Source organism: Paraburkholderia pallida, from assembly GCF_004524855.1.
Classification (GTDB): domain Bacteria; phylum Pseudomonadota; class Gammaproteobacteria; order Burkholderiales; family Burkholderiaceae; genus Paraburkholderia; species Paraburkholderia oxyphila.
This window is the reverse complement of record NZ_CP038148.1, coordinates 1395605-1420269: the sequence shown is the minus strand read 5'-3', so window position 1 is coordinate 1420269 and position 24665 is coordinate 1395605. Positions and strand designations below refer to the sequence as shown.

Below are 24665 nucleotides of genomic sequence, written 5' to 3'. Positions count from 1 at the left end.
ACGGGTACGATTGCCGTGCGTGCGTGCCGAAGCGGCGCGGACGGCCGCGCTGCTTCGAATTCTCGTGCGTCTACTGTGCGGCTGTGCGGCGCTTTCGCGTATCCCGCGCAGCATGAAACCTGCGGCCTGCATGCGGCGGGCGGCGCCAGGGTCTGGACGTTATTCTAGCCCACGCCCCGAACGCACGTGCCGCCGCCTCGGCGACGCGCTCTTGCTGCGCCGCAGCGCGCGCACGGCGGCCACGGACCGGCTCACGACCCGCCTTCTGGACCATTCCATGAGCGGCATTCCATGCTCAATGTCTTATATCTTATATAAGACTTGAGACTCGTCGCGGCTCATTATGCATTAATATCGCGACGCGCTCCTGCTCCCGCTTCTACCCGTTTATACGCTTGCTCTATCCGCCATGCGCTTGATCGCCCTCAATAAACCGTTCGGCACGATTTGCCAGTTCTCGCCGCACGAAACACGCCAGTCACTTGCGGACTGGGTCAAGACGCCGGGCGTCTATCCGGCTGGCCGGCTCGATGCGGACAGCGAAGGCCTGCTGCTGCTCACCGACGACGGTGCGCTGCAAGCGCGCATTGCCGAACCGCGGCGCAAGCTCGTGAAGCGCTACTGGGCGCAGGTCGAAGGCGCGCCGGGCGATGATGCGCTGGCCGCGCTCGAGCGCGGCGTCGATCTCGGCGATTTCGTGACACAGCCGTGCCGCGCGAAAAAAATCGCCGATGCCGACGCCGATCTCCTGTGGCCCCGCACGCCGCCCATTCGCTACCGCGCGGCGATTCCAACCACGTGGATCGAGCTGGCCATCAGCGAAGGCAAGAACCGCCAGGTCCGGCGCATGACCGCGGCGGTGGGATTTCCGACCCTGCGTCTCGTGCGTGTCGCGATCGGCTCGCTCGATATTTTTTCGCTGGGCCTCGCACCCGGTGCGAGTGTCGAGGTGCCCACCGATGCGCCCTGGCACCGCGCGACGCCCACGCGCAACGCGCACAAGTGACTGTTGCGCAAGCACTTTTACTGTTTTCACGCCCTGCTGCACGCATCGCACTCGTGCGAAATGTGTTTGCGTCGCCATGCGGATTGGGCGCGTGACGAAGCAAATAAAAATTTCGCGTCAACCGGTACGCGAAACCATGCGTTATTTCACGCAGATGCCGCCCGAAGCTATCCGGCATTCAGCCTTACGGGTCCTCGTGTAGCAATGCACGGTCCCGACCGCTGGCAGACACGTTCGCGAATTTGTTCTGAATTTGTCGATCGAGACTGTCAACCGAAAGGTGGATGGCACGTTTACCGACCTGACTCCAATAACCGGGTCACTTGGTTAATTAACTCAAGCTGAGGATTCACAAAATGAACAAACTGATCGCTGCTCTGGTCGCTGGCCTCTTCGCATCGGCTGCATTCGCACAAGCTTCGGCTCCGGAAGCTGCTCCGGCAGCTGCAACGGCAGCAGCTCCGGCTGCTGCTTCGACGGCACACAAGTCGTCGACGCACAAGAAGTCGTCGCACAAGAAGTCGTCGCACAAGAAGGCAGCTAAGGCAGAAGCCGCTTCGGCAGCTTCGGAGTAAGCCTGTTGTAAAGCGCTTCGAAGAACGGCCCATCTTGCCGATCTTCACTGCGTGCGAAAGGCAGAGTGTCGCAAGGCACTCTGCCTTTTTGTTTTTGCATCCCCCCATTCAGCGTCGAACGCGCCCTGCGCCGTGGCAACGCCCACAAGCATCGCGTCACGCATCGTCCGCCTGTTGCCGCAAGTTTTGACCCGCGCTGACGCACTCGCGTAACATGCGCGGATTATTCTCAAGCAAGGAGTTCACTCGTGCGATTTTCCCTGCGCCCGCTCATCGCGCGTTGCGCGCTTGCCGTTGCATTGCCGCTTGCCGCCGTCGCGGCCTTCACGTTGACGACGGCCGCCACCAGCAGCGTCGCGCATGCCCAGCAGATGCCCCCCGGCGCCAAGCAACCCGGCGACTTTCCGCACCTGAAACTCACCGCAGGCATGTTCGTCATCGACGCCGCCGTCGCGGCCAATGACGCCGACCGCGAGCAAGGTCTCATGTATCGCACGCAGCTCGCGCCGAACGAAGGCATGCTGTTCGTGTTCGGCGAGAACGCCGTGCACTGCTTCTGGATGAAGAACACGCTGATCCCGCTGTCGATCGCGTTCATGCGCGCCGACGGCACGATCACCGACATCGACGAAATGCAGGCCGAAACGACCAACAACCACTGCCCGCGCAATAACGGCACCTATGCGCTCGAAATGAGCAAGGGCTGGTTCACCGCGAAGGGCATCAAACCCGGCATGAAGATCGACGGCCTGCCGCCGCTGCAGTAAGCACGCAGGCAGTGCGACTCGCCGCCGCCGGGCGGCAGTCGTGCCGCAGTGCACGCGCAGTGCAACTGCCCCGCGCAGCGCTCTCCCGCTCCCACCCCGCCTGCCCGCGCCGCGGCGCCCCGGCAAGACGCGTTTTCGCGCGCCGACGCTGTCCCAGCAAAAGCGCCGCGCAAGCGCTATCCTAGTAATCCGCCGTGTGGCGCCGCCTGCTCGAAGCCCCCTGAAACACCCCGAGCACGCCGCCGCACGGACTGCCGGACCGCGCGCAGGCCGCGCCGCGCGCCGCCCGGCACTTTCCATGGCGCGTTATTCCAAGGAGATCACCGTGCCTCGCAAGACTCCCATCGAGCGCTATCGCAACATCGGGATCAGCGCTCACATCGATGCCGGCAAAACCACGACAACCGAGCGCATCCTTTTCTACACCGGCGTGAATCACAAGCTGGGTGAAGTTCACGACGGCGCGGCGACCATGGACTGGATGGAGCAGGAGCAGGAACGCGGCATCACCATTACTTCGGCTGCGACCACCGCGTTCTGGAAAGGCATGGCCGGCAATTATCCCGAGCACCGCATCAACATCATCGACACCCCGGGACACGTCGACTTCACCATCGAAGTCGAGCGCTCCATGCGCGTGCTCGACGGCGCCTGCATGGTGTACGACTCCGTAGGCGGCGTGCAGCCGCAGTCGGAAACCGTGTGGCGCCAGGCGAACAAGTACAAGGTGCCGCGCATTGCGTTCGTCAACAAGATGGACCGCGTGGGCGCGGACTTCTTCCGCGTGCAGCGGCAGATCGGCGAGCGCCTGAAGGGCGTGGCCGTGCCCATCCAGATTCCGGTGGGCGCCGAAGACCACTTCCAGGGCGTGGTCGACCTCGTGAAGATGAAGGCGATCGTCTGGGACGACGAGAGCCAGGGCGTGAAGTTCGAGTACGAGGACATCCCCGCGAATCTGGTCGAGCTCGCGCACGAGTGGCGCGAAAAGATGGTCGAAGCCGCCGCTGAAGCCGACGAAACGCTGCTCGAGAAGTATCTGCACGACCACGAGAGCCTGACCGAAGAGGAAATCAAGGCCGGGCTGCGCAAGCGCACGATCGCCAACGAGATCGTGCCGATGCTCTGTGGCAGCGCGTTCAAGAACAAGGGCGTGCAGGCGATGCTCGACGCCGTGATCGACTATCTGCCCTCGCCCGTGGACATCCCCGCGATTCTGGGCCACGACCTCCACGACAAGGAAATCGAGCGCCACCCGAGCGACGACGAGCCGTTCTCGGCACTCGCGTTCAAGATCATGACCGACCCGTTCGTCGGCCAGTTGATCTTCTTCCGCGTCTATTCGGGTGTCGTGAATTCGGGCGACACGGTGCTCAACGCCACCAAGGACAAGCGTGAGCGCCTCGGCCGCATCCTGCAGATGCACGCGAACGAGCGCAAGGAAATCAAGGAAGTGCGCGCGGGCGACATCGCAGCGGCGGTGGGCCTGAAGGAGGCCACGACGGGCGACACGCTCTGCGATCCGGCGCACGCCATCGTGCTCGAAAAGATGATCTTCCCCGAGCCCGTGATCTCGCAGGCCGTGGAGCCCAAGACCAAGGCCGACCAGGAGAAGATGGGCATCGCGCTGAACCGCCTCGCGCAGGAAGATCCGTCGTTCCGCGTGCAGACCGACGAGGAATCCGGCCAGACCATCATTTCGGGCATGGGCGAGCTGCACCTCGAAATTCTCGTCGACCGCATGAAGCGCGAGTTCGGCGTGGAAGCGACCGTCGGCAAGCCGCAGGTCGCGTATCGCGAGACCGTGAAGAACAAGATCGAAGATGTCGAAGGCAAGTTCGTCAAGCAGTCGGGCGGACGCGGCCAGTACGGGCACGCGGTCATCACGCTCGAGCCGCAGCCGCCGGGCAAGGGCTATGAGTTCGTCGACGCGATCAAGGGCGGCGTGATTCCGCGCGAATTCATCCCGGCCGTCGACAAGGGCATTCAGGAGACGCTCAAGGCCGGCGTGCTCGCGGGCTACCCCGTGGTCGACACCAAGGTCACGCTCACGTTCGGCTCGTACCACGACGTGGACTCGAACGAAAACGCCTTCCGCATGGCCGGCTCGATGGCCTTCAAGGAAGCGATGCGCAAGGCCAAGCCGATTCTGCTCGAACCGATGATGGCCGTCGAAGTGGAGACGCCCGAGGACTTCATGGGCAACGTGATGGGCGACCTCTCGAGCCGCCGCGGCATCGTGCAGGGCATGGAGGACATCGCGGGCGGCGGCGGCAAGATCGTGCGCGCCGAAGTGCCGCTCTCGGAGATGTTCGGCTACTCCACCTCGTTGCGTTCGCTCACGCAAGGCCGCGCCACCTACACGATGGAGTTCAAGCACTACGCGGAAACGCCGCAGAACGTGGCCGAAGCGGTCATCAACGCGAAGAAGCAGTAGGCCCTCCGCGCAGGCCTCGCATTCGCGCGAGGCGGCTGGTTCGAAGCCCGTCCCGCCAGGGGCGGGCTTTTTCATGCGCGTTGCGACAGGTTGCTGAGTGCTCGCTCACGCGAGCGACGCACGCCTGAGCGGCGCAATATTGACCGTGCCACAATATTGCGACCCCGCTGTGCAGCCGCAGCCCACGAAAGGAGACACCGCGATGAGTCACGACCATGAGCACGATCATGAGCACTCGCACGAAGACAAGCCCGATTGGCGCGAGAACGGCGTCAAGGTGATTCGCGGCGACCAGCTCGACACGAACACGGCGCAAACGCCCGGCATGAACCGCGCCGCCGCCATCAATGCGGCGCGCGTGGGCGCACAGAAGATCTGGGCCGGCACCGTGACGATCCATCCGAACGCGAAGACGGGCGCGCATCATCACGGCGCGCTCGAAAGCGTGATTTATGTGGTGCGCGGCCACGCGCGCATGCGCTGGGGCGAGCACCTCGAATTCACCGCGGAAGCCGGCCCCGGCGACTTCATCTTCGTGCCGCCCTACGTGCCGCACCAGGAGATCAACGCGAGCACCGACGAGCCGCTCGAATGCGTGCTCGTGCGCAGCGACAACGAAGCCGTGGTCGTAAACCTGAACATCGACGCCGTCGAAGCGCCGGAAACGGTCTACTGGGTCGATCCGATTCATCGCCATCCGCACGAGCATTGATTCGCCCTCATCGTCCATCGCGCATGACGTTTTCCGCCCCGCCCGCAACCGCTAAACCGTTACGCTCGCGCCTCATTGCGCTTTACGCCGTCCTGATCGGCGCGAATCTGGCGGCCTGGGCGTGGGCGCTGATCGCGTTGCGCCACTATCCGCTTCTGCTCGGCACCGCCGTCATCGCCTATGGCTTCGGCCTGCGCCACGCGGTGGACGCCGACCATATCGCCGCCATCGACGCCGTCACGCGCAAGCTCATGCAGCGCGGCGAACGCCCGCTCGGCGTGGGCCTCGCGTTCTCGCTCGGACACTCGAGCATCGTGATCGCGGCCACCGTCGGCATCGCGCTCTCCGCGCTCGCGCTGCATGGGCGCTTCGAGCAGTTCCACGAGATCGGCTCGACCGTCGGCACGCTGGTGTCGTCGAGCTTCCTGCTCTTGATCGCTGGCGTGAACCTCGTGATCCTGCGCGACGTCTGGCGCCGCTATCGCCATGCGCAGCGGAGCGATGGAACCGCGGCGGTCGATGCACAGGCGCAGGCCGCCGAAGCCCGCGCGCCCGGCGGACTCCTCACGCGCGCGCTGCGGCCGCTCTTCGCGCTCGTGAGCAAGAGCTGGCACATGTATCCGGTGGGCGTGCTGTTCGGCCTCGGCTTCGACACGGCCACCGAGATCGGCCTGCTCGCGATCGCCGCCGCGCAAGCGGGCAAGGGCCTGCCGATGGTCTCGATCCTCGTGTTCCCGGCGCTCTTCACCGCGGGCATGACGCTCGTCGATTCCACCGACAACGTGCTGATGGTTCACGCCTACGGCTGGGCCATGGACGATCCCAGGCGCAAGCTCGTCTACAACGCGAGCATTACCTTCGTCTCGGCGCTCGTGGCGATCGCGATCGGCGGCGTGGAGGCAGCGGGACTCATCGGCGAGAAGCTCGGTGCGAGCGGTGGCCTGTGGTCGGCCGTGGCCGATGTGAACGCGCGCTTCGGCGAGATCGGCTACGCGCTCGTTGCGCTCTTCATCGCGTGCTGGATCGGCTCGGTGCTGTTCCATCGGTCGCGCCGGCCGGCCTGCGCGGGATCGAGCGTTCGCTAAAGCCGCAGAACATCCGCACTGGCGTATGGCGCACGCGCTCGCACCTGCAACTCGCCGCGTTCGCACGCAACCCGGTACAACCCGTGCTACGGGCATCTGGCCGAACATGGCCGAAAGCGCCTAAACTGGACGCTACTCGTCGTCTGCCGTACCGCATGCCGCTGTCGCAGCCGCCTCCATGGCGGCCGCGCCCCTCCACGGAACCGCACGGAAACCCGCGCCGATGAAACGTCAGCCGCCCTCGCAGCCTAGCCCTCTCACGCGTTCGCCGCGTTCGTCGCTCTCTTCGCAAGAGCCGCAGTCGTCGCCAGCGTTGCCTTCACAGTCGGCGCCTTCGCCTCGCTCGCCTGACTTGCTCCAATCGGCTCAAGCGCCCTCTCCGACCGCCGCGCGCGGGGTCGATGCGCTGCGCCGTGACGCCGGCGACTACGGCAACCATGCTATCGACGAATTCCTCGCCGGCCGCCTCACGCGCCGCGAGTTGCTGCGCTATGCCGGCGTGCTCGGGCTTTCGAGCCTCGCGCTCGCAGGTGGCGGCCTCGTCGCGCCACGCGGCGCGCGCGCTCAAGGCACATCGGGCGCTTCCAGGCCCGGCAGTCAGACCATCCGCGTCGCACACCTGATGCCGGCGGGCGCGGTCGACCCGCTCACCGTGACCGACGCGGGCGCGCTGTGCCTCTTGAACCAGACCGGCGAGTTCCTCGCCAACGACGACGCCAACGGCCAACTGCAGCCGGCCCTCGCGCTCTCATGGCAGCCCAACGCGAAGGCCGACGTCTGGACCTTCAAGCTGCGCCCCGGTGTGAAATTTCACGACGGCCAACCGTTCGGCGCGAAAGACGTGGTGGCCACGTTCGACCGCCTCGCCGATCCGGCAAGCGGCTCGGCGGCGCTCTCGGTGCTCAAGGGGGTGCTCTCGAAGGGCGGCACGAAGCTGGTCGACGAGCATACCGTCGCGTTCCATCTCGACGCGCCCAACGGCAACTTCCCCTACTACGTTTCTTCGGACAACTACAACGCCGTGCTGCTGCCCGCGAATTACGCGGGCAATTACGAAAAGAGCTTTATCGGCACCGGGCCGTTCAAGCTCGAGCGCTACGAGACGCGGCGCGGCGCGAGCTTCGTGCGCAACGACGCCTACTGGGGCGAGAAGGCGCTCCCGGAGCGCGTGCAGTTCGCGTTCTACGCCGACGAGCAGGCGCAGATCCTCGCGCTGCAGGGCCATCAGGCCGATGTGATGGGCACCTTCACCGTGCAGGGCGGCATCGGCATCCTGAACAATCCCGACTTCAAGGTGATTGGCGTGCGCTCGAGCGCGCACCGGCAGATCCACATGCGCAACGACGTGCCAACGTTCAAGGACAAGCGCGTGCGTCAGGCGCTGGCGCTCGCGCTCGATCGCGACGTGATGGTGCGCGGGCTCTTCAAGGGCCGCGCGGTGCTCGGCAACGACAGCCCGTTTGCGCCCATCTTCCCGTCGACGGCAGGCACAGTGCCGCAGCGCAAGATCGATCTGGCCAAGGCACGCCAGTTGCTCGCGCAGGCAGGCGTCGCCAACGGCTTCGACGTCACGCTCACGACCGAGAAGTACATGGAGATTCCCGATCTCGCCGTGGTCGTGCAAAACGCGGCGAAGGCGATCGGCGTGCGCATCGCGCTGAAGGTGGAGAGCCAGTCGCAGTACTACGGCGCGGGCACCTACGGCAAATCGGACTGGCTCGACTCGCCGCTCGGGATCACGGACTACGGTCATCGCGGCGTGCCCAACGTGTTCCTCAATGCGCCGTTCACGAGCGGCGGCACGTGGAATGCGGCGCACTTTCGCAATGCGCAGTACGACAAACTGGTCGGGCAGTTCGCGGCGACGCTCGACGTGGCCGCGCAAAAGCAGGTGGCCGCGCAGATCCAGACGCTGCTGCTCGACGAGACGCCCGTGATCATTCCGTACTTCTACGACCAGTTAATCGCGCAGCGCACCGCGCTTTCGGGCGTGCACTTCACGGCGCTCGCGCAGCTCTATTTCGACCGCGCCACGCTCGCGGCGTAAGCGCCGGCCATGCCTGCACCTGGAGTCCGATGGCTACACCGCTGACGAGACCGCCCTCATCGAACCCGCGCTATCCGCCCGGCGCACGCGCGCTGCGCGCGGCGCGCGGCAGGGGCGCCGCGCGCTTTCTCGCGCAGCGCGCCTTGTGGGCGCTGTTCACGCTCTGGCTGCTTTCCGTGCTGGTGTTCGCGGGCGGCCAGTTGCTGCCCGGCGACATTGGGCGCGCGGTGCTCGGCCCGCTCGCCGACGCGCGCGCCGTGGCGGCGCTCAACCACGCGCTCGGCGCGGACCGCCCGCTGCTCGACCAGTACCTCACGTGGATCGGCCACGCGCTGCGCGGCGACTTCGGCACCTCGTGGACCTTCCGCGAGCCGGTCGCGCCGCTGGTGGGCGACGCCCTCCTGCAATCGGCGAAGCTCGGGCTGCTCGCGTTCGTCGTGGTCGTGCCGCTCGGCATCGGCGGCGGCGTGTGGGCCGCGCTGCACGGCGGGCGCTGGCTCGACCGGCTCATCAGCACGCTGGGGCTGTGCGCGAGCGCGGTGCCGGAATTCGTCTCGTCGATCGCGCTGATCCTCGTGTTCGGCGTGTGGCTGCGCTGGCTGCCGATCGAGGCGGTCGCGCCGTCCGATGCGGGCATGCTCGACACGCTGCGCCATCTCGTGCTGCCGGTGCTGCCGCTCGTCCTCGTGTTCTTCGGCTATCTCGCGCGCATCGCGCGCGCGGGCATGCTCGACGCGCTCGAAGCCGACTACACCCGCACCGCGATCCTCAAGGGCCTGCCGCGCCGTGTCGTGATCGTGCGCCACGTGCTGCGCAACGCGCTCCTGCCGAGCGTGACGGTGGCGGCCACGCAGCTCGGCTATCTGATCGGCGGGCTCGTGGTGGTCGAGTCGCTGTTCCGCTATCCGGGCATCGGCTCGCTGATCTACAACGCGGCGAAGGCGAAGGACTTTCCGCTGCTCGAAGCGGGCGTGCTCACGGTGGGCCTCGTCTACACGCTCGCGAACCTCGGCGCCGACCTGTTGCACGCGCTGTTCGATCCGCGGCTGCGCGCGCATAAGGGGGCTTGATGGGCTCACGGGAACGCGCATGTACGATACGGTATCCGAATCGATGAACGACGTCACCGCGCACGACGCGCTGGCCGGCCCCGCGCCATTCGTGGCCGTGCTGCGCCTCCTGCTGCGCTCGCCCACGTTCGTGCTGGGCGCGCTGATCCTGCTCGCGTGGATCGTCTGCGCGCTCGCGGGCACCTGGATCGCGCCCTACGACGCCTACGCGTCCGACCCGCTCAGCTCGCTCCTGCCGCCCGATCACGCGCACTGGTGCGGCACCGATCAGCTCGGCCGTGACATCTGCTCGCGCGTGATCGTGGGCGCGCGCGACATTCTCACGATCGCCCCGCTCGCCACCTTGACGGGCACGCTCGCGGGCACGGCGCTCGGCCTCTTGACCGGCTATGTCGAAGGCTGGGCCGGCACGCTCGTTGCGCGCGCGCTCGACGCCGTGCTCGCGCTGCCGCTCGTGATCGTCGCGCTGCTCGTGCTCGCGGCCGTGGGCGCATCGAATCTCGCCGTCGTGCTCGTGATCGGCATCACCTTTGCGCCGCTCGTCGCGCGCACGGTGCGCGCCGCCGTGCTCGCCGAGCGCCATCTCGACTACGTGGCCGCCGCGCGGTTGCGCGGCGAGCGTGCGTACTACGTGATGTTCGCGGAGATCCTGCCGAACGTCTGGCCGCCGATCGTTGTGGAAGCAACGGTGCGGCTCGGCTATGCGATCTTCGCGGTGGCCACGCTCTCGTTTCTCGGCTTCGGCATCCAGCCGCCTTCCGCCGACTGGGGCCTCGCGCTCGCCGAGTCGTACACGCTGCTCGCGGGCGGCGCGTGGTGGGCGGTCGCGTTCGACGCGCTCGCGATAGCCTCGCTCGTGGTGGCGGTCAACCTGATCGCCGACAGCCTCGCCGAGGTGCTCGGCTCATGAACCCGCCGCGCCCCGCCCTCGCCACCTTCAGCGCCCCGCGCGCCGACGACGCGCTCGCGCTGGTCGGGCTCACGGTGGCCTACCGCGTGCGCGGCAAGGACCGCGACGTGCTCACCGACGTCTCGCTGCGCATCAAGCGCGGTGAAGCGTATGGGCTCGTCGGCGAGTCGGGTTGCGGCAAGTCGACGGTCGCGCTCGCCGCGCTGCGCTATCTCGCGCACAACGGGCGCGTCAAGGCGGGGCGTATCACCATCGCCGGTGTCGAGGTGCTCGCACTCGATCGTGAAGGGCTGCGCATGCTGCGCGCCCACAAGGTGTCGATGGTCTATCAGGACCCGGCGAGCGCGCTGAACCCGACGCTCACGATCGCCCGGCAGTTGAGCGAAGCCTTCGAAGCCGCCGGCGTGGCCCCGGCCGACGCGCTCACGCAGTCGTACGCGATGCTCGAGCGCGTGCGCATCGCCGACCCGGCGCGCGTGATGGCGAGCTGGCCGCATCAGCTCTCGGGCGGCATGCAGCAGCGTGTGGTGATCGCGATGGCGCTCGCTTCGAACCCAACGCTATTGATCCTCGACGAGCCCACCACGGGCCTCGACGCCACCGTCGAAGCCGAAGTGCTCGCACTCATCGCGCAACTGCGTTCGGAACTCGGCATGGCGGTGCTGCTCATCAGCCACGACCTGGCCGTGATCCGCAGGATGTGCGAGCGCGTGGGCGTGCTCTACGCGGGGCGGCTCGTGGAAGAAGGCGCGACGCACGACGTGTTCGCACGCGCGCGCCATCCGTACACGGTGGGCCTGCTGCGCTGCCTGCCGGCGCCGGGGCGCAACAAGGCCCACGGTGCGCTCGACACGATACCGGGCGAGCTGCCCGCGCCGGGCACGCTCACGCACGGCTGCGTCTACGCGCCGCGTTGCCGCCTCGCCGACGCGCGCTGCCGCGAGCACGCGCCGCCGCCGCATCGCATGGAAGCGGCGCACGGCGAGCAGATGTCGCGCTGCCACTATCACGAGCGGGCCGTCGAATTGCCCGCCGCCGACGTGGCCGATATCGCCGAAGCGAACGCCGCGCCCGGCATCGCCGATATGCGTGCTAATGCACAGACAATTGCGCAGCCCGTCGTACAGTCGAACCTGCAGACAAACGAACAAGCTGAAGAAACGCGCAGCGAGCCAGACGCACGCTACGCGAAAGTGGTGCTGCGCGCGGCGAATGTCTCGCGCACCTTCGGCCGCGGCTCGCAAGCCCAGCGCGTGCTCGACGACGTCTCGCTCGAGTTGCGCGCGGGGGAAACGCTCGGCCTCGTCGGCGAGTCGGGCAGCGGCAAGACGACCCTCGCGAAGCTCCTGCTCGGCCTGCATGCCGCCGACCCGGGCGGCACGGTCGAGCTCGACGCCAAGCCGCTAGCCGAACAGCTCGCACGGCGCGACGCACAGCAGTTGCAGGCGATGCGCATCGTGTTCCAGCATCCCGACGCCTCGCTCAATCGCGCGCTGCCGGTGAGGCGCCTCGTGGGGCGCGCGCTCGCCCACGCGCAGCGCAGTGCCGCAAACGATGCGCAACAAGAAGGCTCCAGCGCGCACGCGGACGAAGACGCCGAAGCGCGCAACGCGGCGCGCGTCGCCGCGCTGCTCGAAGCGGTGCGCGTGCCGGTGCGCTACCTCGCGTCACGCGCGCGGCAGCTCTCGGGCGGCCTCAAGCAGCGCGTGGCGATCGCTCAAGCATTCGCGGGCGAGCCGCGCGTCGTGATCTGCGACGAGCCCACCTCGGCACTCGACGTCTCGGTGCAGGCCGCGATCCTGAATCTGCTCGCACGCCTGCAGCGCGAGCGCGGGGTGAGCTATCTGTTCATCTCGCACGACCTCGACGTGGTGCGTTATCTGGCGGACCGCGTCATGGTGCTCTACGCGGGCCGCGTGCTCGAGAGCGGTCCCGCCAGCGCCGTGCTCAACGGCCCCTGTCATCCCTATACCGAAACGCTGCTGAACCCTGGCTTGCTCGCTCGCGACACGTCCGCAAGCGATGGCTGGGCCGACACGCCCGCGAGCGGCATGCCGCGCGGCGCTACAGGTGGCGCGGCAGGCTGCATCTTCAGCGCACGTTGTCCGCGCAAGCTCGGCGCGATCTGCGACGAGGCAGCGCCGCCCTTCGAAGCGGACGCCGACGGCCATCGCATCCGCTGCCACATCCCGGCTGCGCAACTGCGCGAACTCCAGGCCGAGACCGACCCTGCGCATAGCGATCCCTGATCCGCGCGAAGGTCAGACAAAACTCGTTGCGTTGTCCGCTTTTGCAACGCAAATGCCCCCTCCAGGCGCATGCGTTTCATCATCGAAACGTTTTCAATGACTTTGTTAGCCTCAAGATCGTAGGGAGATTGTTAAGTCCGCCACACGCGGACTTCCCGGACCGATGGCACAGAACTCGCTACATCGAGACCAGGCATCCGGTCGCCGCCCATCAGTGTGAAATCTGCGCGAAGCGCGCAGTTCGTCGCGCCGGGCGAACGGATGGCCGGCCCGCATGATGCGCTTGCTTTCTGCCGCCCCGAGCACGGGCTCCGACAATCGGCAAGGAGTCCTGTGTAAGCCGGCTAGCCGGCGGGAAACCGTCCGGGTGCCAGGTCTACCGCCCGCGCCGGCGAGGCTGTGACGCACGGCATGAAGCGCGCGTCGGCGCGAAGCGGTTTTAGCCTGACGGGGGACGGCGCCTGCGCACGAGCGGTGCAGCGCCGGACACAAGGCGCAAGAGAAGCGAAGCGGGTACACGCTATCGCTCCCCGGGAGGAAGCAATGAAAAACAGCACTCTTTATCAGTACTGCTACGGGATTAGCCGGGGACTCGCAATCGTTGCCATCGGCGCGGCAGGCGCCAGCGTGCTCCTGCCGGCCGTAGGCGCACAGGCCGCCGACAATGCAACGGCTCCGAGCTGGGTGATCGTCGCCGACGCCGCGCTGCCTGCGAGCGGCGCGGCCGGCACGACTGACGCCGGCATGCCGGATGAAGGCGCTCCGCCTGGGGCTCTTGCGCCATCGGCAACGACCTCGGGCTCCGATCCGGGCCATACCGCTGGCGCCGATACGGCGGGCTCGGGCAAGTCCACCGCGGGTACGGCCACCGCGGATACGGCCAGCGCGGCAGACGATGCCGCAATCGTCTTCGAGCCGAAGAACTGCTATGGCGGCAGTGCCGGCAACTGCGGCCGCGGTGGCGGCGGATCGACGGGGAGTTCCGCGAGCGCCGGGGCGTCGGGCGGCCCGAGCTCCGGCAGCAGTTCGGGGCCGGGGCGCGGCAGCGGCTCCTCCGGTGTCGGTGGCGCTAGCAGCGGCTCGAGCAACTCGGGCGGTGGCAGCAGCAACGCCAGCGGTGCCAACAACGGTGGTGGATCGAGTGGCGGTAGCAACGCCGGCGGCAACAACGGCGGCAGTTCGAGCGGCGCAAGCGCGAGCGGTGGCAGCAACAGCGGCGGTTCGAACGGTGGAAGTTCGAGCGGTGGCAGCAACGGGGGTTCGAGTGGTGGCAGCTCGAATGGTGGCAGCTCGAGCGGCGGAAGTTCGAGCGGCGGAAGTTCGAGCGGCGGCAGTTCAAGTGGCTGCGGTTGCGGCGGCGCTCATGGCGGCCCCTCCGGTGGTCCTTCCGGCGGTCCCTCGGGTGGCCCGTCAGGCGGTCCCTCGGGCGGCTTCGGAGGCGGCTTCGGTGGAGGGTTCGGCGGCGGCTTTGGCGGAGGTTTCGGTGGAGGATTCGGCAAGGGTGGACCGTCGGGCGGCCCGGGCGGCGGGTACGGCGGCGGCTCAGGTGGCGGCAAAGGCGGCGGTCATTGAGCTCGCACGGCGGTGCGAACCTCCCGCCGCAACCACTCCGAATTGGCGCGACGGCCGGTCGCGTCATTCCGGGCAACGGCGGCGGCGTCCCGGTCCCCCGGCCGGGCGCCGCCGCCGGTCGCCGGAAGCCTGTCGCCGCTGCGCGCACTCCACGGACTCGCAATCCGGCAGCGTCTTTTCCGCATCGGCATCCGCACAACGGCACGTGCAACGGCGGCGCGCCTCCTCCGCTTCGCTTCGGCTTCCCGCGTACGCGCTACAGCATCTCCAGCGGCCGTTTGCTGCGCGGGGGCTTGAAGTACGCGGCCAGCGCCGCATGGTCCGCGGCGCTCAGCACCAGATCCAGCGCGGCGCGATTGTCGCGTACGTGATCGACGCGCCCCGCCTTCGGAATCGCGCAGACATCGGGCTGGCGCAGCACCCACGCCAGCGCCACCTGATAGATCGACACGCCATGCAGGGCCGCGATGTCGTCGAGCGGCGAGCGCTTGGGCAAACGCGCATGATCGACGGGGCTATACGCCATCAACGGCATGCCGCGCGCCCCGCTCCAGGGCAGCAGGTCGTACTCGGGGCCGCGCCGCGCGACGTTGTAGAGAATCTGGTTCATCGCGCAGGCGTCGCCGCCGGGGACTTCGAAGAGCTCTTCCATGTCCTCGGTATCGAAGTTGCTCACGCCCCAGTAGCGGATCTTGCCCGCGCGCACGAGCGCCTCGAAGCCCTGCACCGTCTCCTCGAGCGGCACGCCGCCGCGCCAGTGCAGCAGATACAGATCGAGCCGGTCGGTGTTCAGGCGCTTCAGGCTGGCTTCGCAGGCCCGCTCGACGCCGCGCCGGCTCGCATTGTGGGGATACACCTTGCTCACGAGAAACACGTCCTCGCGCAGTCCTTGCAGCGCTTCGCCAACGAGCGTTTCGGTCGCGCCGTCGCCATACATTTCGGCGGTGTCGATGAGCGTCATGCCGAGCGCGACGCCCTCGCGCAGCGCAGCGATTTCGTCGGCGCGACGCGACGCGCGCTCAGCCATTTCCCACGTGCCCTGCCCGAGCTTCGCGATACGTTCGCCGCCCGGCAGCGCGATACTGGCAATTTCAGTGGTCATGTGCTTTTCGGTCCCATGCAAAATCTGCGCTTGCAGCGAACGGCCAGTGTATCGCCTCGCGCGGCACGGGGTCATGCGTCGACGAGTAAGTCCATCATTTCCTCGCCACGCCACCTATGACATAAAATTGCCGTTCGCCTCTCACGCCTGCCTCCCATGAACGCTCCCACGGAAGACCGCTGGCGCGGCCTGCGCCCGGACCCGGACAACGACACGCCGCTCTATCTGCAGCTCGCGCGCAAGCTGAGCGATGCGATTCACGAAAACCGCTGGGCTGCCGGCGAGGCGCTGCCTTCCGAGCGGGTACTTGCCGATGCGCTCGGCGTCTCGCGCATCACCGCGCGCAAGGCCATCGCGCTGCTGGTCGAGCAAGGCATGATCCGCCGCACCCAGGGCGCCGGCAGCTTCATCACGCCGCGCTATGAAGATCCGCTCTCGCGTCTCACGAGCTTCAGCGAGATGCTACGCCAGCGCGGCTTCACGCCGAGCTCGCGCTGGCTCTCGCGCGAGATCCAGCCCGCGAGCCGCGACGAGGTGATCCAGCTCGGCCTCTCGCCCGCCGCGGCCGTGACGCGTCTGAAGCGTCTGCGTCTGGCCGACGGCATCGTCATGGCAGTCGAGAACTCGACCTTCCCCGCCGCGCTGATTCCCGATCCGGGCGCCATCGGCGATTCGCTCTACAGCTTTCTCGAGCAGCGCGGCCTCGCGATCGTGCGCGCGCTGCAGCACTTTCGCGCCGTGAACGCGAGCGAGGAGATCGCGCGGCAGATGAGCATCGCGCCGAACGAGGCGCTGCTGCTCATCACGCGCGTGGGCTACACCGCCGATCAGCGCGCCATCGAGCTCACCGATACGTACTGCCGCAACGACTACTACGACTTCGTCGCCGAGCTGCGCAAATAGGCAACGCAGCAGCGACTCAGCCAGGCGGCATGCATCAGTGCGGTCTCTCGCCCCCTCACCCCGCCCATTGCGGCGCGTCGGTCCCGATCGGCACGCTCGGCCGCGCATAGAACGCCGGAGTGCGTTCGAGCCGCTCGGCGGGCGCCACGGCGCGCACGCGGCCGAACGGCGTGGCCGACTCCTCGAGACAATCGGCGAGATCCTGCGCACGCAGATCGGGCGCGCGCTGGCCTTCTGCGAGCGTGCCCATCGTCTGCAGCCAGCGGCCCGTCTGCGCGAGCGACAGGCGCACGTGCCAGCTTCCGCCCTCCTGTGCGCGCCGCGCGAGCGCGACCATCGCACCGAACGCGGCGAGATAGCCGGTGGCATGATCGAGCGCCTGGCAAGGCAGCGGACGCGGCGCATCGAAAGGCATGGCGATGAATGACCCGCCGGCCTGCGCATCGTCGTGCGCGACCGGCATCGCGCCGCCCTGCGCTGCCGCCACGCTCTCGGTCCAGACGATCCCGCTCGCCGACTGCACGAGACTGTCGAAGCCGCGCCGCTCGTGCCACGGTCCGCGATGCGAGTACGCGCAAATCGACACGCACACGATGCCGGGCCGCTCGCGCGCGAGCGCCTCGGGCGCGAAGCCGTGCGCCGCCAGCGCGCCGGGGCGGTAGCCCTGCAAGAACACGTCGGCGTCGCGCACGAGCGCATGCAGTTGCGCGCGGTCCGCGGCCTCGCGCAGATCGAGCGTGGCCGAGCGCTTGCCGCGCCCGTTGTCGATCACGAGCGGCGCGATGTTCGGCAGATGCGGGCCGTTGATGAGCAGCACGTCGGCGCCATGATGCGCGAGCGCGCGCCCCGCCACCGGCCCCGCGATGATGCGCGTGAGGTCGAGCACGCGCACGCCTTCGAGCGGCCGCGCGCCGGCCTTCGGTGCGCTCGCCGCACCACCTCCGCTGTCGGTGGCATCGCCGATGCGCTCGATCTCGAAGAGCGGCAGGCCCGCCACGGCCCGCGCCTGCTCGTGCGCGGCCCATTCGCGCGGCGTGCGCACGAGCGCCGCGCAGAGCCCCGCCTGTGCGAGCGCCTCGTCGAGCGCGGCGCCGTCCCAATTCGTGCGAATCGCGCGTGCAACGTCGTCGCGACTCTCGCCGCAGCCGAGCACGCGCAGGATGCCATGCAGATGGTGCGCGAAGTTCGCGTGCAACTGAATCCAGCGGCCATCGCGCGTCTGGAAGTAGCCCGTCACGGGATGGCGCAATTCGAACGGTGCGCCGCCATCGACGCTCAGATAGCGCTCGCTGCGAAACGCCGCGAGCGCGCGGCGCACGTCGATGCCGACGCGCTGTTCGGCGCCGCCACGCAAGCGGTGAAAGCGCGCCGCCGCCAGCCCCGCCCCGCCGATGCTCGCCGCCGCGAGCGTGCCGACGCGAAACACCGAAGGCAGGCCGGGATCGTCGCCGGCGATGTCGATCGAGCCGAGCGCCGCCTTAAGGTCTTCGGCGCTGTCGTGGGGATGGGCCAGCATCCAGAGGTGTTCGAGCGCGTCGCGGGGCGTCATGGCGTGCGTCCTGTTGGCTAGGGGAAAGTGCAAACAGGTTAAAAGCGTGCCTGCAATCGAATCAATCTTGATTATGATGATCAATATAGATCGATTTTTCTGGTTTCACGAGGCGCGCCACCATGTCCAGCTATATGACCGCGGCCGAAGCCGCCGCCGCGCTCGGCATCAGCCGGGCCACGCTCTACGCCTATGTGAGCCGCGGCATGCTCACCTCGTCGCCCGCGGGCGATGCCTCAGAGGGCGGCGGCCCTCAATCGCGCCGCTACGCCGCCGCCGAAGTGCGCCGCCTCGCGCGCCGCAAGGCCGACGGCAAGCGCGCGGGCAAGGTCGCGCAAAAGGTGCTGGATTGGGGCGTGCCTGTGCTCGAATCGTCGATCACGTTGATCGCGGACGGCAAGCTCTTCTATCGCGGCCAGGACGCCGTCGCGCTCGCACGCCACGCCTCGCTCGAAGAGGTCGCGGCGCTGCTCTGGGGCTGCCCGGCGCGCCGCGTGCTGGAGGCGAGCGCGGCGCCGATCGCGGTCGCGCAATGGTCGGCGTGGCTCAAGCTCTGGAGCGCGCATTCCCCGCTCGAACGCGCGCTCGTGCTGCTGCCGGCCGCCGCCGCGCAAATGCCGCGCATCTGGGCGCAGGGCCGCGACGCGCAGCTCGACACCGGTGCGCAACTCATGCGCCTGCTGGCTGCGGCGCTGATCTGTGCGGCCCCTTCCAGCGAGCCGCTGCACCGCCAGCTCGCACATGCCTGGGGCGTGCGCTCGCGCACGCAGGCGGAACTGCTGCGCGCGGCGCTCGTGCTGTGCGCGGATCACGAGCTCAACGCCTCGACGTTCGCGGTGCGCTGCATCACCTCGACGGGCATGCACCTGTTCGGCGCGGCGGCGGGCGGACTCGCCGCGCTCGGCGGCCCGCGCCACGGCGGCGAAACCACGCGCGTGGCGGCGCTCTTCGAAGAGGCCGCGCACGCGGACGATCTGCACCGCTATCTCGGCGAGCGGCTCGCGGCGGACGAGTTCGGCGCGACGCCAAAGCTGTCCGGCTTCGGGCATCCGCTCTATCCGGAAGGCGATCCACGCGCGCGGCTGTTGCTCGACATGCTCGCGCAGCACGCGAGCGCCCGCTCGCCGATGGACGAAGTCGATGCGCTCGCGCACGCCGTCATGGAAACGACCGGCGCGCGGCCCACGCTCGACTATGCGCTCGCAGCCATCGAACGTGTGCTGGCATTGCCGCGCGGCGCGGCGTTCACGCTTTTCGCTGCGGCGCGCGTGACGGGCTGGATCGCTCACGCGCTGGAGCAGAACGCCGATGGGCGCCTGATCCGGCCACGCGCGCGCTATATAGGCGAATTCGGCGACGCGAGTTGAGGCGCGCAACGCCGCACTCGGCTCATGCCGCGCGTGCGCCCCACTGCAGCTTCTCCGCACGCTCGCGCAGTTCCTGCGCGAGCCATCCCACGAGACCGCCCGTCCCCTGGTCGGGCCGCGCCGGCGCCGCACGCACGTCGCGCCCCTCGATGGCCGACGCGCCGCCGAGCGCAAGCATGAAGCGCGCGCCCTCGCGCCCCGCGCTCAAGTACACGCGCGCACCGGCCTCGAGACGCATCGACTCGCCGGCTCGCAGCCAGTAGTCGCCGGCGTCGCCGCCGAGCGTGAGCCAGAGCTCGCCTTCGCTGACGTGCAGTTGCATTGCTTGCGCGAGCCGCCAGGTCTCGGCGGGCTCGCCGTGCTCAAGTTCGAAAATACGGATTTCGCGCATTGCCGTGCTCCTTGCTGATGACTTGCGGGTCAGGGCCAAGGCCGCCTCCAGCGCACGCCAAATCGCATGCAGAAGCGGCTTGAAGGGCCTTCCCGGTTAGCGCATTATTGCCGTCAGCGTGAAGCGATCCCATGCACAGTTCCGAACAGTTCATCCGGAACTGTGCAGTCGAAAAACCGGACACTTGATCGCCTTCTCCCGCAACGACCAGGTGACAGCCAGGCAACAACCAGGCATCCCAGCGAGGCCCGCATGAAACTCGAACTCGACCGCGCCAGCGGCGTCCCGCTCACCGACCAGATCGTCGCTGGCGTGCAGACGTGGATCCGCTCGCGCGCCGCGCACCCGGGCGCGCGCCTGCCCTCGATCCGCCAGTTCGCCGCCGACTACCGCATCAGCCGCTTTCCCGTGATCGAGGCCTACGACCGGCTGGTTTCGCTCGGCTACCTCGACTCGCGGCACGGCTCGGGCTTCTACGTGAGCGAGCACGCGCGCCTGGGGCTGTCCGGCATGGGCATCTGCGACCCCTCGAACGCCGCCGACGAATCGGGCCACCTGCTCAGCCAGCTCAACCGTCCCGGCGAGACGCTGCAGCTCGACAGCGGCTCGATCCCGCAGGCATGGCGCGACATCGAGGCGATCGGCCAGGCGATCCGCCACGTCTCGCGCACCAACCCGTCGAGTCTCGTCGATTACGGCTCGCCGCTGGGCGACGCCACGCTGCGCGAGCATCTGCGCAACCGGCTCGCGCCGCTCGGCATCGCCGCCGACGCCCAGCAGCTCCTCATCACCGAAGGCGCGAGCGAGGGCCTCGACCTCCTGATGCGCTACATGCTCAAGCCCGGCGACACGGTGTTCGTGGAGGATCCGGGCTACTACAACCTGTACGGACTGCTGAAGCTGCACGGCGTGCGCCTCGTCGGCGTCACGCGCACGGCGAGCGGCCCCGATCTCGAGCATCTGCACGCGCTGCTCGCGCAGCATCGCCCGCGCGCCTTCTTCATCAACACGGTGTTCCACAACCCGACCGGCACGACCGTCTCGCCGCCCATTGCGTTCCGCCTGCTGCAGCTCGCGCGCGAGCACGGCTTCACCATCGTCGAAGACGACATCTACGCCGACTTCCAGGCCGACCCCACCGACCGCCTCGCCGCGCTCGACCAGTTCGAGCATGTGATCTACGTGGGCGGGCTCTCCAAGACGCTCTCGTCGTCGCTGCGGATCGGCTATGTAGTCGCGAATCCGGCGATCGTGCGCGACCTCGCATCGATCAAGGCGCTCACGAGCTTGAGCGGCTCGCGCTTCACGCAGGCCGTGGCGGCCACGCTGCTCGAGCGCGGCGCGTACCGCAAGTATCTGGAGAGGCTGCGCCGTCGCATGACCGAAGCGCTCGGCGCGGCTACGCGCACGCTCGAAGAGCACGGCTGGGAGCTGTTCGCGGGGCCGGCCTCGGCGCAGGCCGGCGTGCGCCCGTACGCGCAGAGCGGCGGCAAGTTCATCTGGGCGCGCGTGCCGCACGTCGACGATTCGGCGCGGCTCGTCCCCTGCGGCGAGCCGTTTGGCGTGAGCGCGTCGCCGGGCAGCCACTTCCGGCCCCATGGCGAGCCGAGCCCGTGGCTGCGCATCAACGTGGCGTTCGCGCTCGACCCGCGCGCGCAGGCGTTCTTCGCAGCGGCCGCGCGCGTTCCGGGGTGATTCCAGGGTGATTCCGGCCTGAGTTCGGCCTGATTTCGCGCTGTTTTCGGAGCGCAGGCCAAACCCGGCTCGCAACGTGCCGCGCGGCGCCAGACGCACGCCGGATCGCCGGGTTCACTACAATGGCGGCTGCCAGCCACCGCCTGCGCGCCTGCCTTCTCCCATGTCCGAATCCACCGCCTCGTCCAGCTCCACACCCACGCCTTCCGCCCGCAAGTTGTCCGTGATGCTGTGGCTCGTCGCCACGGGCTTCTTCATGCAGACGCTCGATTCGACCATCGTCAACACGGCCCTGCCCGCGATGGCGACGAGTCTCGGCGAACTGCCGTTGCGCATGCAATCGGTCGTGATCGCCTATTCGCTGACGATGGCGGTGATGATCCCCGTCTCCGGCTGGCTCGCCGACAAGCTCGGCACGCGCCGCGTGTTTCTCGGCGCGATCCTCGTATTCACGATCGGCTCGCTGTTGTGCGCGAGCGCGCACACGCTGAACCAGCTCGTGCTCTCGCGCATCGTGCAGGGCGTGGGTGGCGCGATGCTGCTGCCCGTGGGGCGTCTCGCCGTGCTGCGCACGTTTCCCGCCGAGCGCTATCTGCCCGCGCTCTCGTTCGTGGCGATTCCAGGCCTGATCGGCCCGCTCATCGGCCCGACGCTCGGCGGCTGGCTCGTGCAGATCGCCTCGTGGCACTGGATCTTTCTCATCAACGTGCCGGTGGGCGTGGCGGGCTGCGTGGCCACCTTCATCTTCATGCCCGACAGCCGCAACCCCGAAACGCCGGCTTTCGACGTGCCGGGCTACCTGCTGCTCGTGACCGGCATGGTGACGATCTCGGTCGCGCTCGATGGCCGCGCCGAGCTCGGCATCCCGCAGGCGACCGTGCTCGTGATGCTGATCGTGTCGCTCGCGGCGTTCGTGGCCTACGGGCTGCATGCGGCGCGGGCAACAACGCCGATCTTCTCGCTCGATCTCTTCAAGATCCACACGTTCTGCGTGGGGCTGCTCGGCAACCTGTTCGCGCGCATCGGCAGCGGCGCGATGCCGTACCTGATTCCGCTGCTGCTGCAGGTCGCGCTCGGCTACACGCCTTTCGAAGCGGGCCTCATGATGCTGCCAGTGGCCGCGGCGGGCATGGGCTCCAAGCGCCTCGTCACTTATCTCATCACGCGCCACGGCTACCGGCGCGTGCTCGTGACCAACACGGTGCTGGTCGGGCTCATGATGGCGAGCTTCACGCTCTCGACGCCCAACGAGCCGCTGTGGCTGCGCATCGTGCAGCTAGCCGTATTCGGCGGCGTGAACTCGATGCAGTTCACGGCAATGAACACGCTCACGCTCAAGGACCTCGGCATGGGCGGCGCGAGCAGCGGCAACAGCCTCTTTTCGCTCGTGCAGATGCTCTCGATGAGCCTCGGCGTGACCGTTGCGGGCGCACTGCTGACGACCTTCACCGGCCTGATCCACAATGCCACGGGCTCGACCGTGATTCCGGCGTTCCACGCGACGTTCGTCTGCGTGGGCATCATCACGGCGGCCTCGTCGTGGATCTTCGCCCAGCTCTCCGACGACGTGCGCCGCACGGCGAAGAAGACCGATCCTTCGGAGCGCACCTGAAGCAACGGGCGCCGCACAAAGGCCACGCCAGGGCACACCAGGGCACACACGCGGCGCACATCCGCAGCCCCGGCCGTTCCACGGAGCGCGCCTGAAGCAAAGGGCGCCACGCTGCGCACCGCACTGCAACGGTGCACGCAGCGATGTCCACGGTGCGCGCGAGCGGCACTGAGGCGCCACACGAGTGCCTGACCACCCTCGCACGCAGTCTCGAAATAGCCGATATCCCGCGCGCATGGCCCGATCCGCCATGTGTCTCAATGCGCATACTTTTTGCACAGCTATCCAGTAATGTAAACTCGAGATTCGCGCGCACGGTTTGTCGCGCGCGCCACCCAGCCCTATGACCAGCATGATCGAACTCGATCCCCCCGGCTTTCAGTCGCGTCCCGTCGCGGGCGAAGCAGGCGCACGACGCACCGTGCTCTACGGCGGATACACCGTATTCAGCGTGTTCCAGCCGGTGTTCTCGGTCGCCCACCGCCGCGCGATCGGCTACCACGCGTCGCTGCGCGCACACGACGAGCATGGCGACCAGGTGCCGTCGCAGGAAGTCTTCACGCAGGCCGCGCGGCGCGGCGACCTGCTCGAGCTCGGCCGCCTCGCGGAATCGCTGCACCTGGGCAACTTCAACGCCTTCGATTCGCACGACGAATGGCTCTTCCTGAGCCTGCACCCCGCCGCGCTGATGGACACGAGCTATGGCGACGCCCTGCTCGCCGGCATCAAGGCGCTCGGGCTGCAGCCGCAGCGCGTGGTGCTGGAGGTCTCGGAGCAGGCAGGCGGGGAGAATTCGCGCTTCGCGGAGATCATCGACGCCTTGCGCAAGGCGGGGTTCGTGATCGCGCTCGACGGCTTTGGCGCCAAGCACTCGAACATCGACCGCGTGTGGCATCTGCGGCCCGATATCGTCACGCTCGACCGCAGCCTGCTTGCGCAGGCGAGCCGCCACGCGCACATCGAGCGCGTGCTGCCGGGGCTCGTCTCGATGCTGCACGAGTCCGGCCAACTCGTGCTGGTGGGCGGACTCTCGACCGAGCGCGACGCGTTGATTGCGTTGGAAAGCAACGCCGACTTCGTGCAGGGCGCGTACTTCGCGCGCCCCGACGTGGAGCCCGTCCCGCCCGCAACTGCCGCGCGCCTGATGGACGATCTCTCCGCGCGGCTGCGCGAACGCGTGAGCGCGCGCGAGCGGACCCAGTGCGCACGCCTCGCGCCCTACGTGAAGGCGCTCGAAGCGGCAGCGGCACAGCTCGCCGCGGGCGTGAGCATGGCCGACGCCACGCTGCCGCTGCTCGGCCTCGCCGAGACGGCGCGCAGCTTCTTGCTGGACGCCTCGGGCCGCCAGATCGGCGACAACGTGCTGCCCGACGGGCGCGCGACGCAGCGCGCCAAGCGCTTCCGGCCGCTCCTGCACTCCGAGGGCGCGAGCTGGGAACGCCGGCCCTATTTCATCGGCGCGATGAAAGCGCCCGGCAGCGTGCAGTTCACGCCGCCCTATCTGTCGATCAACGAGGCGCACCTGTGCGTGACCGCCTCGATCGCCGCGCAAACGGCGCACGGCCTGCAGGTGCTGTGCGTCGACATCAACTGGGAAGCCGCCTCGCGGTAGCCCCGCG

Annotated in this window: 19 protein-coding genes; 16 read left to right on the top strand and 3 right to left on the bottom strand. The window is 68.2% G+C overall.

Annotation, left to right across the window (positions count from 1 at the left end):
* Positions 1-409: 409 nt before the first annotated feature.
* From E1956_RS06430 to E1956_RS46050, 11 genes are all read left to right on the top strand, one after another.
* The gene (locus tag E1956_RS06430) at positions 410-1006 is read left to right on the top strand and encodes a pseudouridine synthase (RefSeq protein WP_134747876.1); all 597 of its coding nucleotides are present in this window, start codon (positions 410-412) and stop codon (positions 1004-1006) included.
* Between the two features lie 356 nt (positions 1007-1362).
* Positions 1363-1581: a hypothetical protein gene (locus E1956_RS06425; RefSeq protein WP_084688206.1), complete on the top strand. Its 219-nt coding sequence runs from the start codon at positions 1363-1365 to the stop codon at positions 1579-1581.
* Positions 1582-1829: 248 nt separating this feature from the next.
* Entirely contained in the window at positions 1830-2348 is a 519-nt protein-coding gene (locus E1956_RS06420) for a DUF192 domain-containing protein (RefSeq protein WP_134747875.1), read from the top strand.
* 325 nt (positions 2349-2673) lie between these two features.
* A complete protein-coding gene (gene fusA, locus E1956_RS06415; protein ID WP_134747874.1) occupies positions 2674-4782 on the top strand; it encodes an elongation factor G in 2109 nt (702 codons plus the stop codon).
* Positions 4783-4984: 202 nt separating this feature from the next.
* A complete protein-coding gene (locus E1956_RS06410; protein ID WP_134747873.1) occupies positions 4985-5494 on the top strand; it encodes a cupin domain-containing protein in 510 nt (169 codons plus the stop codon).
* Between the two features lie 23 nt (positions 5495-5517).
* Positions 5518-6579 carry a HoxN/HupN/NixA family nickel/cobalt transporter gene (locus E1956_RS06405; protein WP_134747872.1) on the top strand — a complete coding sequence of 354 codons (1062 nt, stop codon included), beginning with the start codon at positions 5518-5520 and terminating at the stop codon, positions 6577-6579.
* Between the two features lie 406 nt (positions 6580-6985).
* On the top strand, positions 6986-8626 hold the full coding sequence (locus E1956_RS06400) for an ABC transporter substrate-binding protein (protein WP_197732829.1): 1641 nt from the start codon (positions 6986-6988) through the stop codon (positions 8624-8626).
* A gap of 29 nt (positions 8627-8655) precedes the next feature.
* Positions 8656-9696, top strand: coding sequence for an ABC transporter permease (locus tag E1956_RS06395; RefSeq protein WP_134747870.1), 1041 nt, complete (start codon positions 8656-8658; stop codon positions 9694-9696).
* Between the two features lie 43 nt (positions 9697-9739).
* A complete protein-coding gene (locus E1956_RS06390; RefSeq protein WP_134750395.1) occupies positions 9740-10606 on the top strand; it encodes an ABC transporter permease in 867 nt (288 codons plus the stop codon).
* A complete protein-coding gene (locus tag E1956_RS06385; protein ID WP_134747869.1) occupies positions 10603-12855 on the top strand; it encodes a dipeptide ABC transporter ATP-binding protein in 2253 nt (750 codons plus the stop codon). The genes E1956_RS06390 and E1956_RS06385 overlap by 4 nt, the downstream gene beginning before the upstream one ends.
* A gap of 543 nt (positions 12856-13398) precedes the next feature.
* The gene (locus E1956_RS46050; protein WP_167759979.1) at positions 13399-14427 is read left to right on the top strand and encodes a hypothetical protein; all 1029 of its coding nucleotides are present in this window, start codon (positions 13399-13401) and stop codon (positions 14425-14427) included.
* A 256-nt stretch (positions 14428-14683) separates the two neighbouring features.
* On the opposite strand, the gene E1956_RS06370 is transcribed toward E1956_RS46050, so the two are convergent.
* Positions 14684-15529, bottom strand: a complete 846-nt coding sequence (locus E1956_RS06370; protein ID WP_134747867.1) for an aldo/keto reductase — start codon at positions 15527-15529, stop codon at positions 14684-14686.
* Between the two features lie 156 nt (positions 15530-15685).
* On the opposite strand from E1956_RS06370, the gene E1956_RS06365 reads away from it, so the two are divergent.
* Complete coding sequence (locus E1956_RS06365; RefSeq protein WP_028220189.1) at positions 15686-16432, top strand: GntR family transcriptional regulator; 747 nt, start codon at positions 15686-15688, stop codon at positions 16430-16432.
* Positions 16433-16487: 55 nt separating this feature from the next.
* Here the strand turns inward: E1956_RS06365 and E1956_RS06360 are convergent, their stop codons facing one another.
* Positions 16488-17981, bottom strand: a complete 1494-nt coding sequence (locus tag E1956_RS06360; protein WP_134747866.1) for a CoA transferase — start codon at positions 17979-17981, stop codon at positions 16488-16490.
* A 122-nt stretch (positions 17982-18103) separates the two neighbouring features.
* On the opposite strand from E1956_RS06360, the gene E1956_RS06355 reads away from it, so the two are divergent.
* Positions 18104-19348: a citrate synthase gene (locus E1956_RS06355; RefSeq protein WP_134747865.1), complete on the top strand. Its 1245-nt coding sequence runs from the start codon at positions 18104-18106 to the stop codon at positions 19346-19348.
* Between the two features lie 22 nt (positions 19349-19370).
* On the opposite strand, the gene E1956_RS06350 is transcribed toward E1956_RS06355, so the two are convergent.
* Positions 19371-19739, bottom strand: coding sequence for a DUF2917 domain-containing protein (locus E1956_RS06350; protein ID WP_134747864.1), 369 nt, complete (start codon positions 19737-19739; stop codon positions 19371-19373).
* 252 nt (positions 19740-19991) lie between these two features.
* On the opposite strand from E1956_RS06350, the gene E1956_RS06345 reads away from it, so the two are divergent.
* The 3 genes from E1956_RS06345 (at position 19992) to E1956_RS06335 (ending at position 24658) form a co-directional block, all read left to right on the top strand.
* Complete coding sequence (locus E1956_RS06345; RefSeq protein WP_134747863.1) at positions 19992-21434, top strand: aminotransferase-like domain-containing protein; 1443 nt, start codon at positions 19992-19994, stop codon at positions 21432-21434.
* Positions 21435-21597: 163 nt separating this feature from the next.
* Positions 21598-23046: a multidrug transporter subunit MdtD gene (mdtD, locus tag E1956_RS06340; RefSeq protein WP_134747862.1), complete on the top strand. Its 1449-nt coding sequence runs from the start codon at positions 21598-21600 to the stop codon at positions 23044-23046.
* Between the two features lie 343 nt (positions 23047-23389).
* The gene (locus E1956_RS06335) at positions 23390-24658 is read left to right on the top strand and encodes an EAL domain-containing protein (protein ID WP_134747861.1); all 1269 of its coding nucleotides are present in this window, start codon (positions 23390-23392) and stop codon (positions 24656-24658) included.
* Positions 24659-24665: the final 7 nt, after the last annotated feature.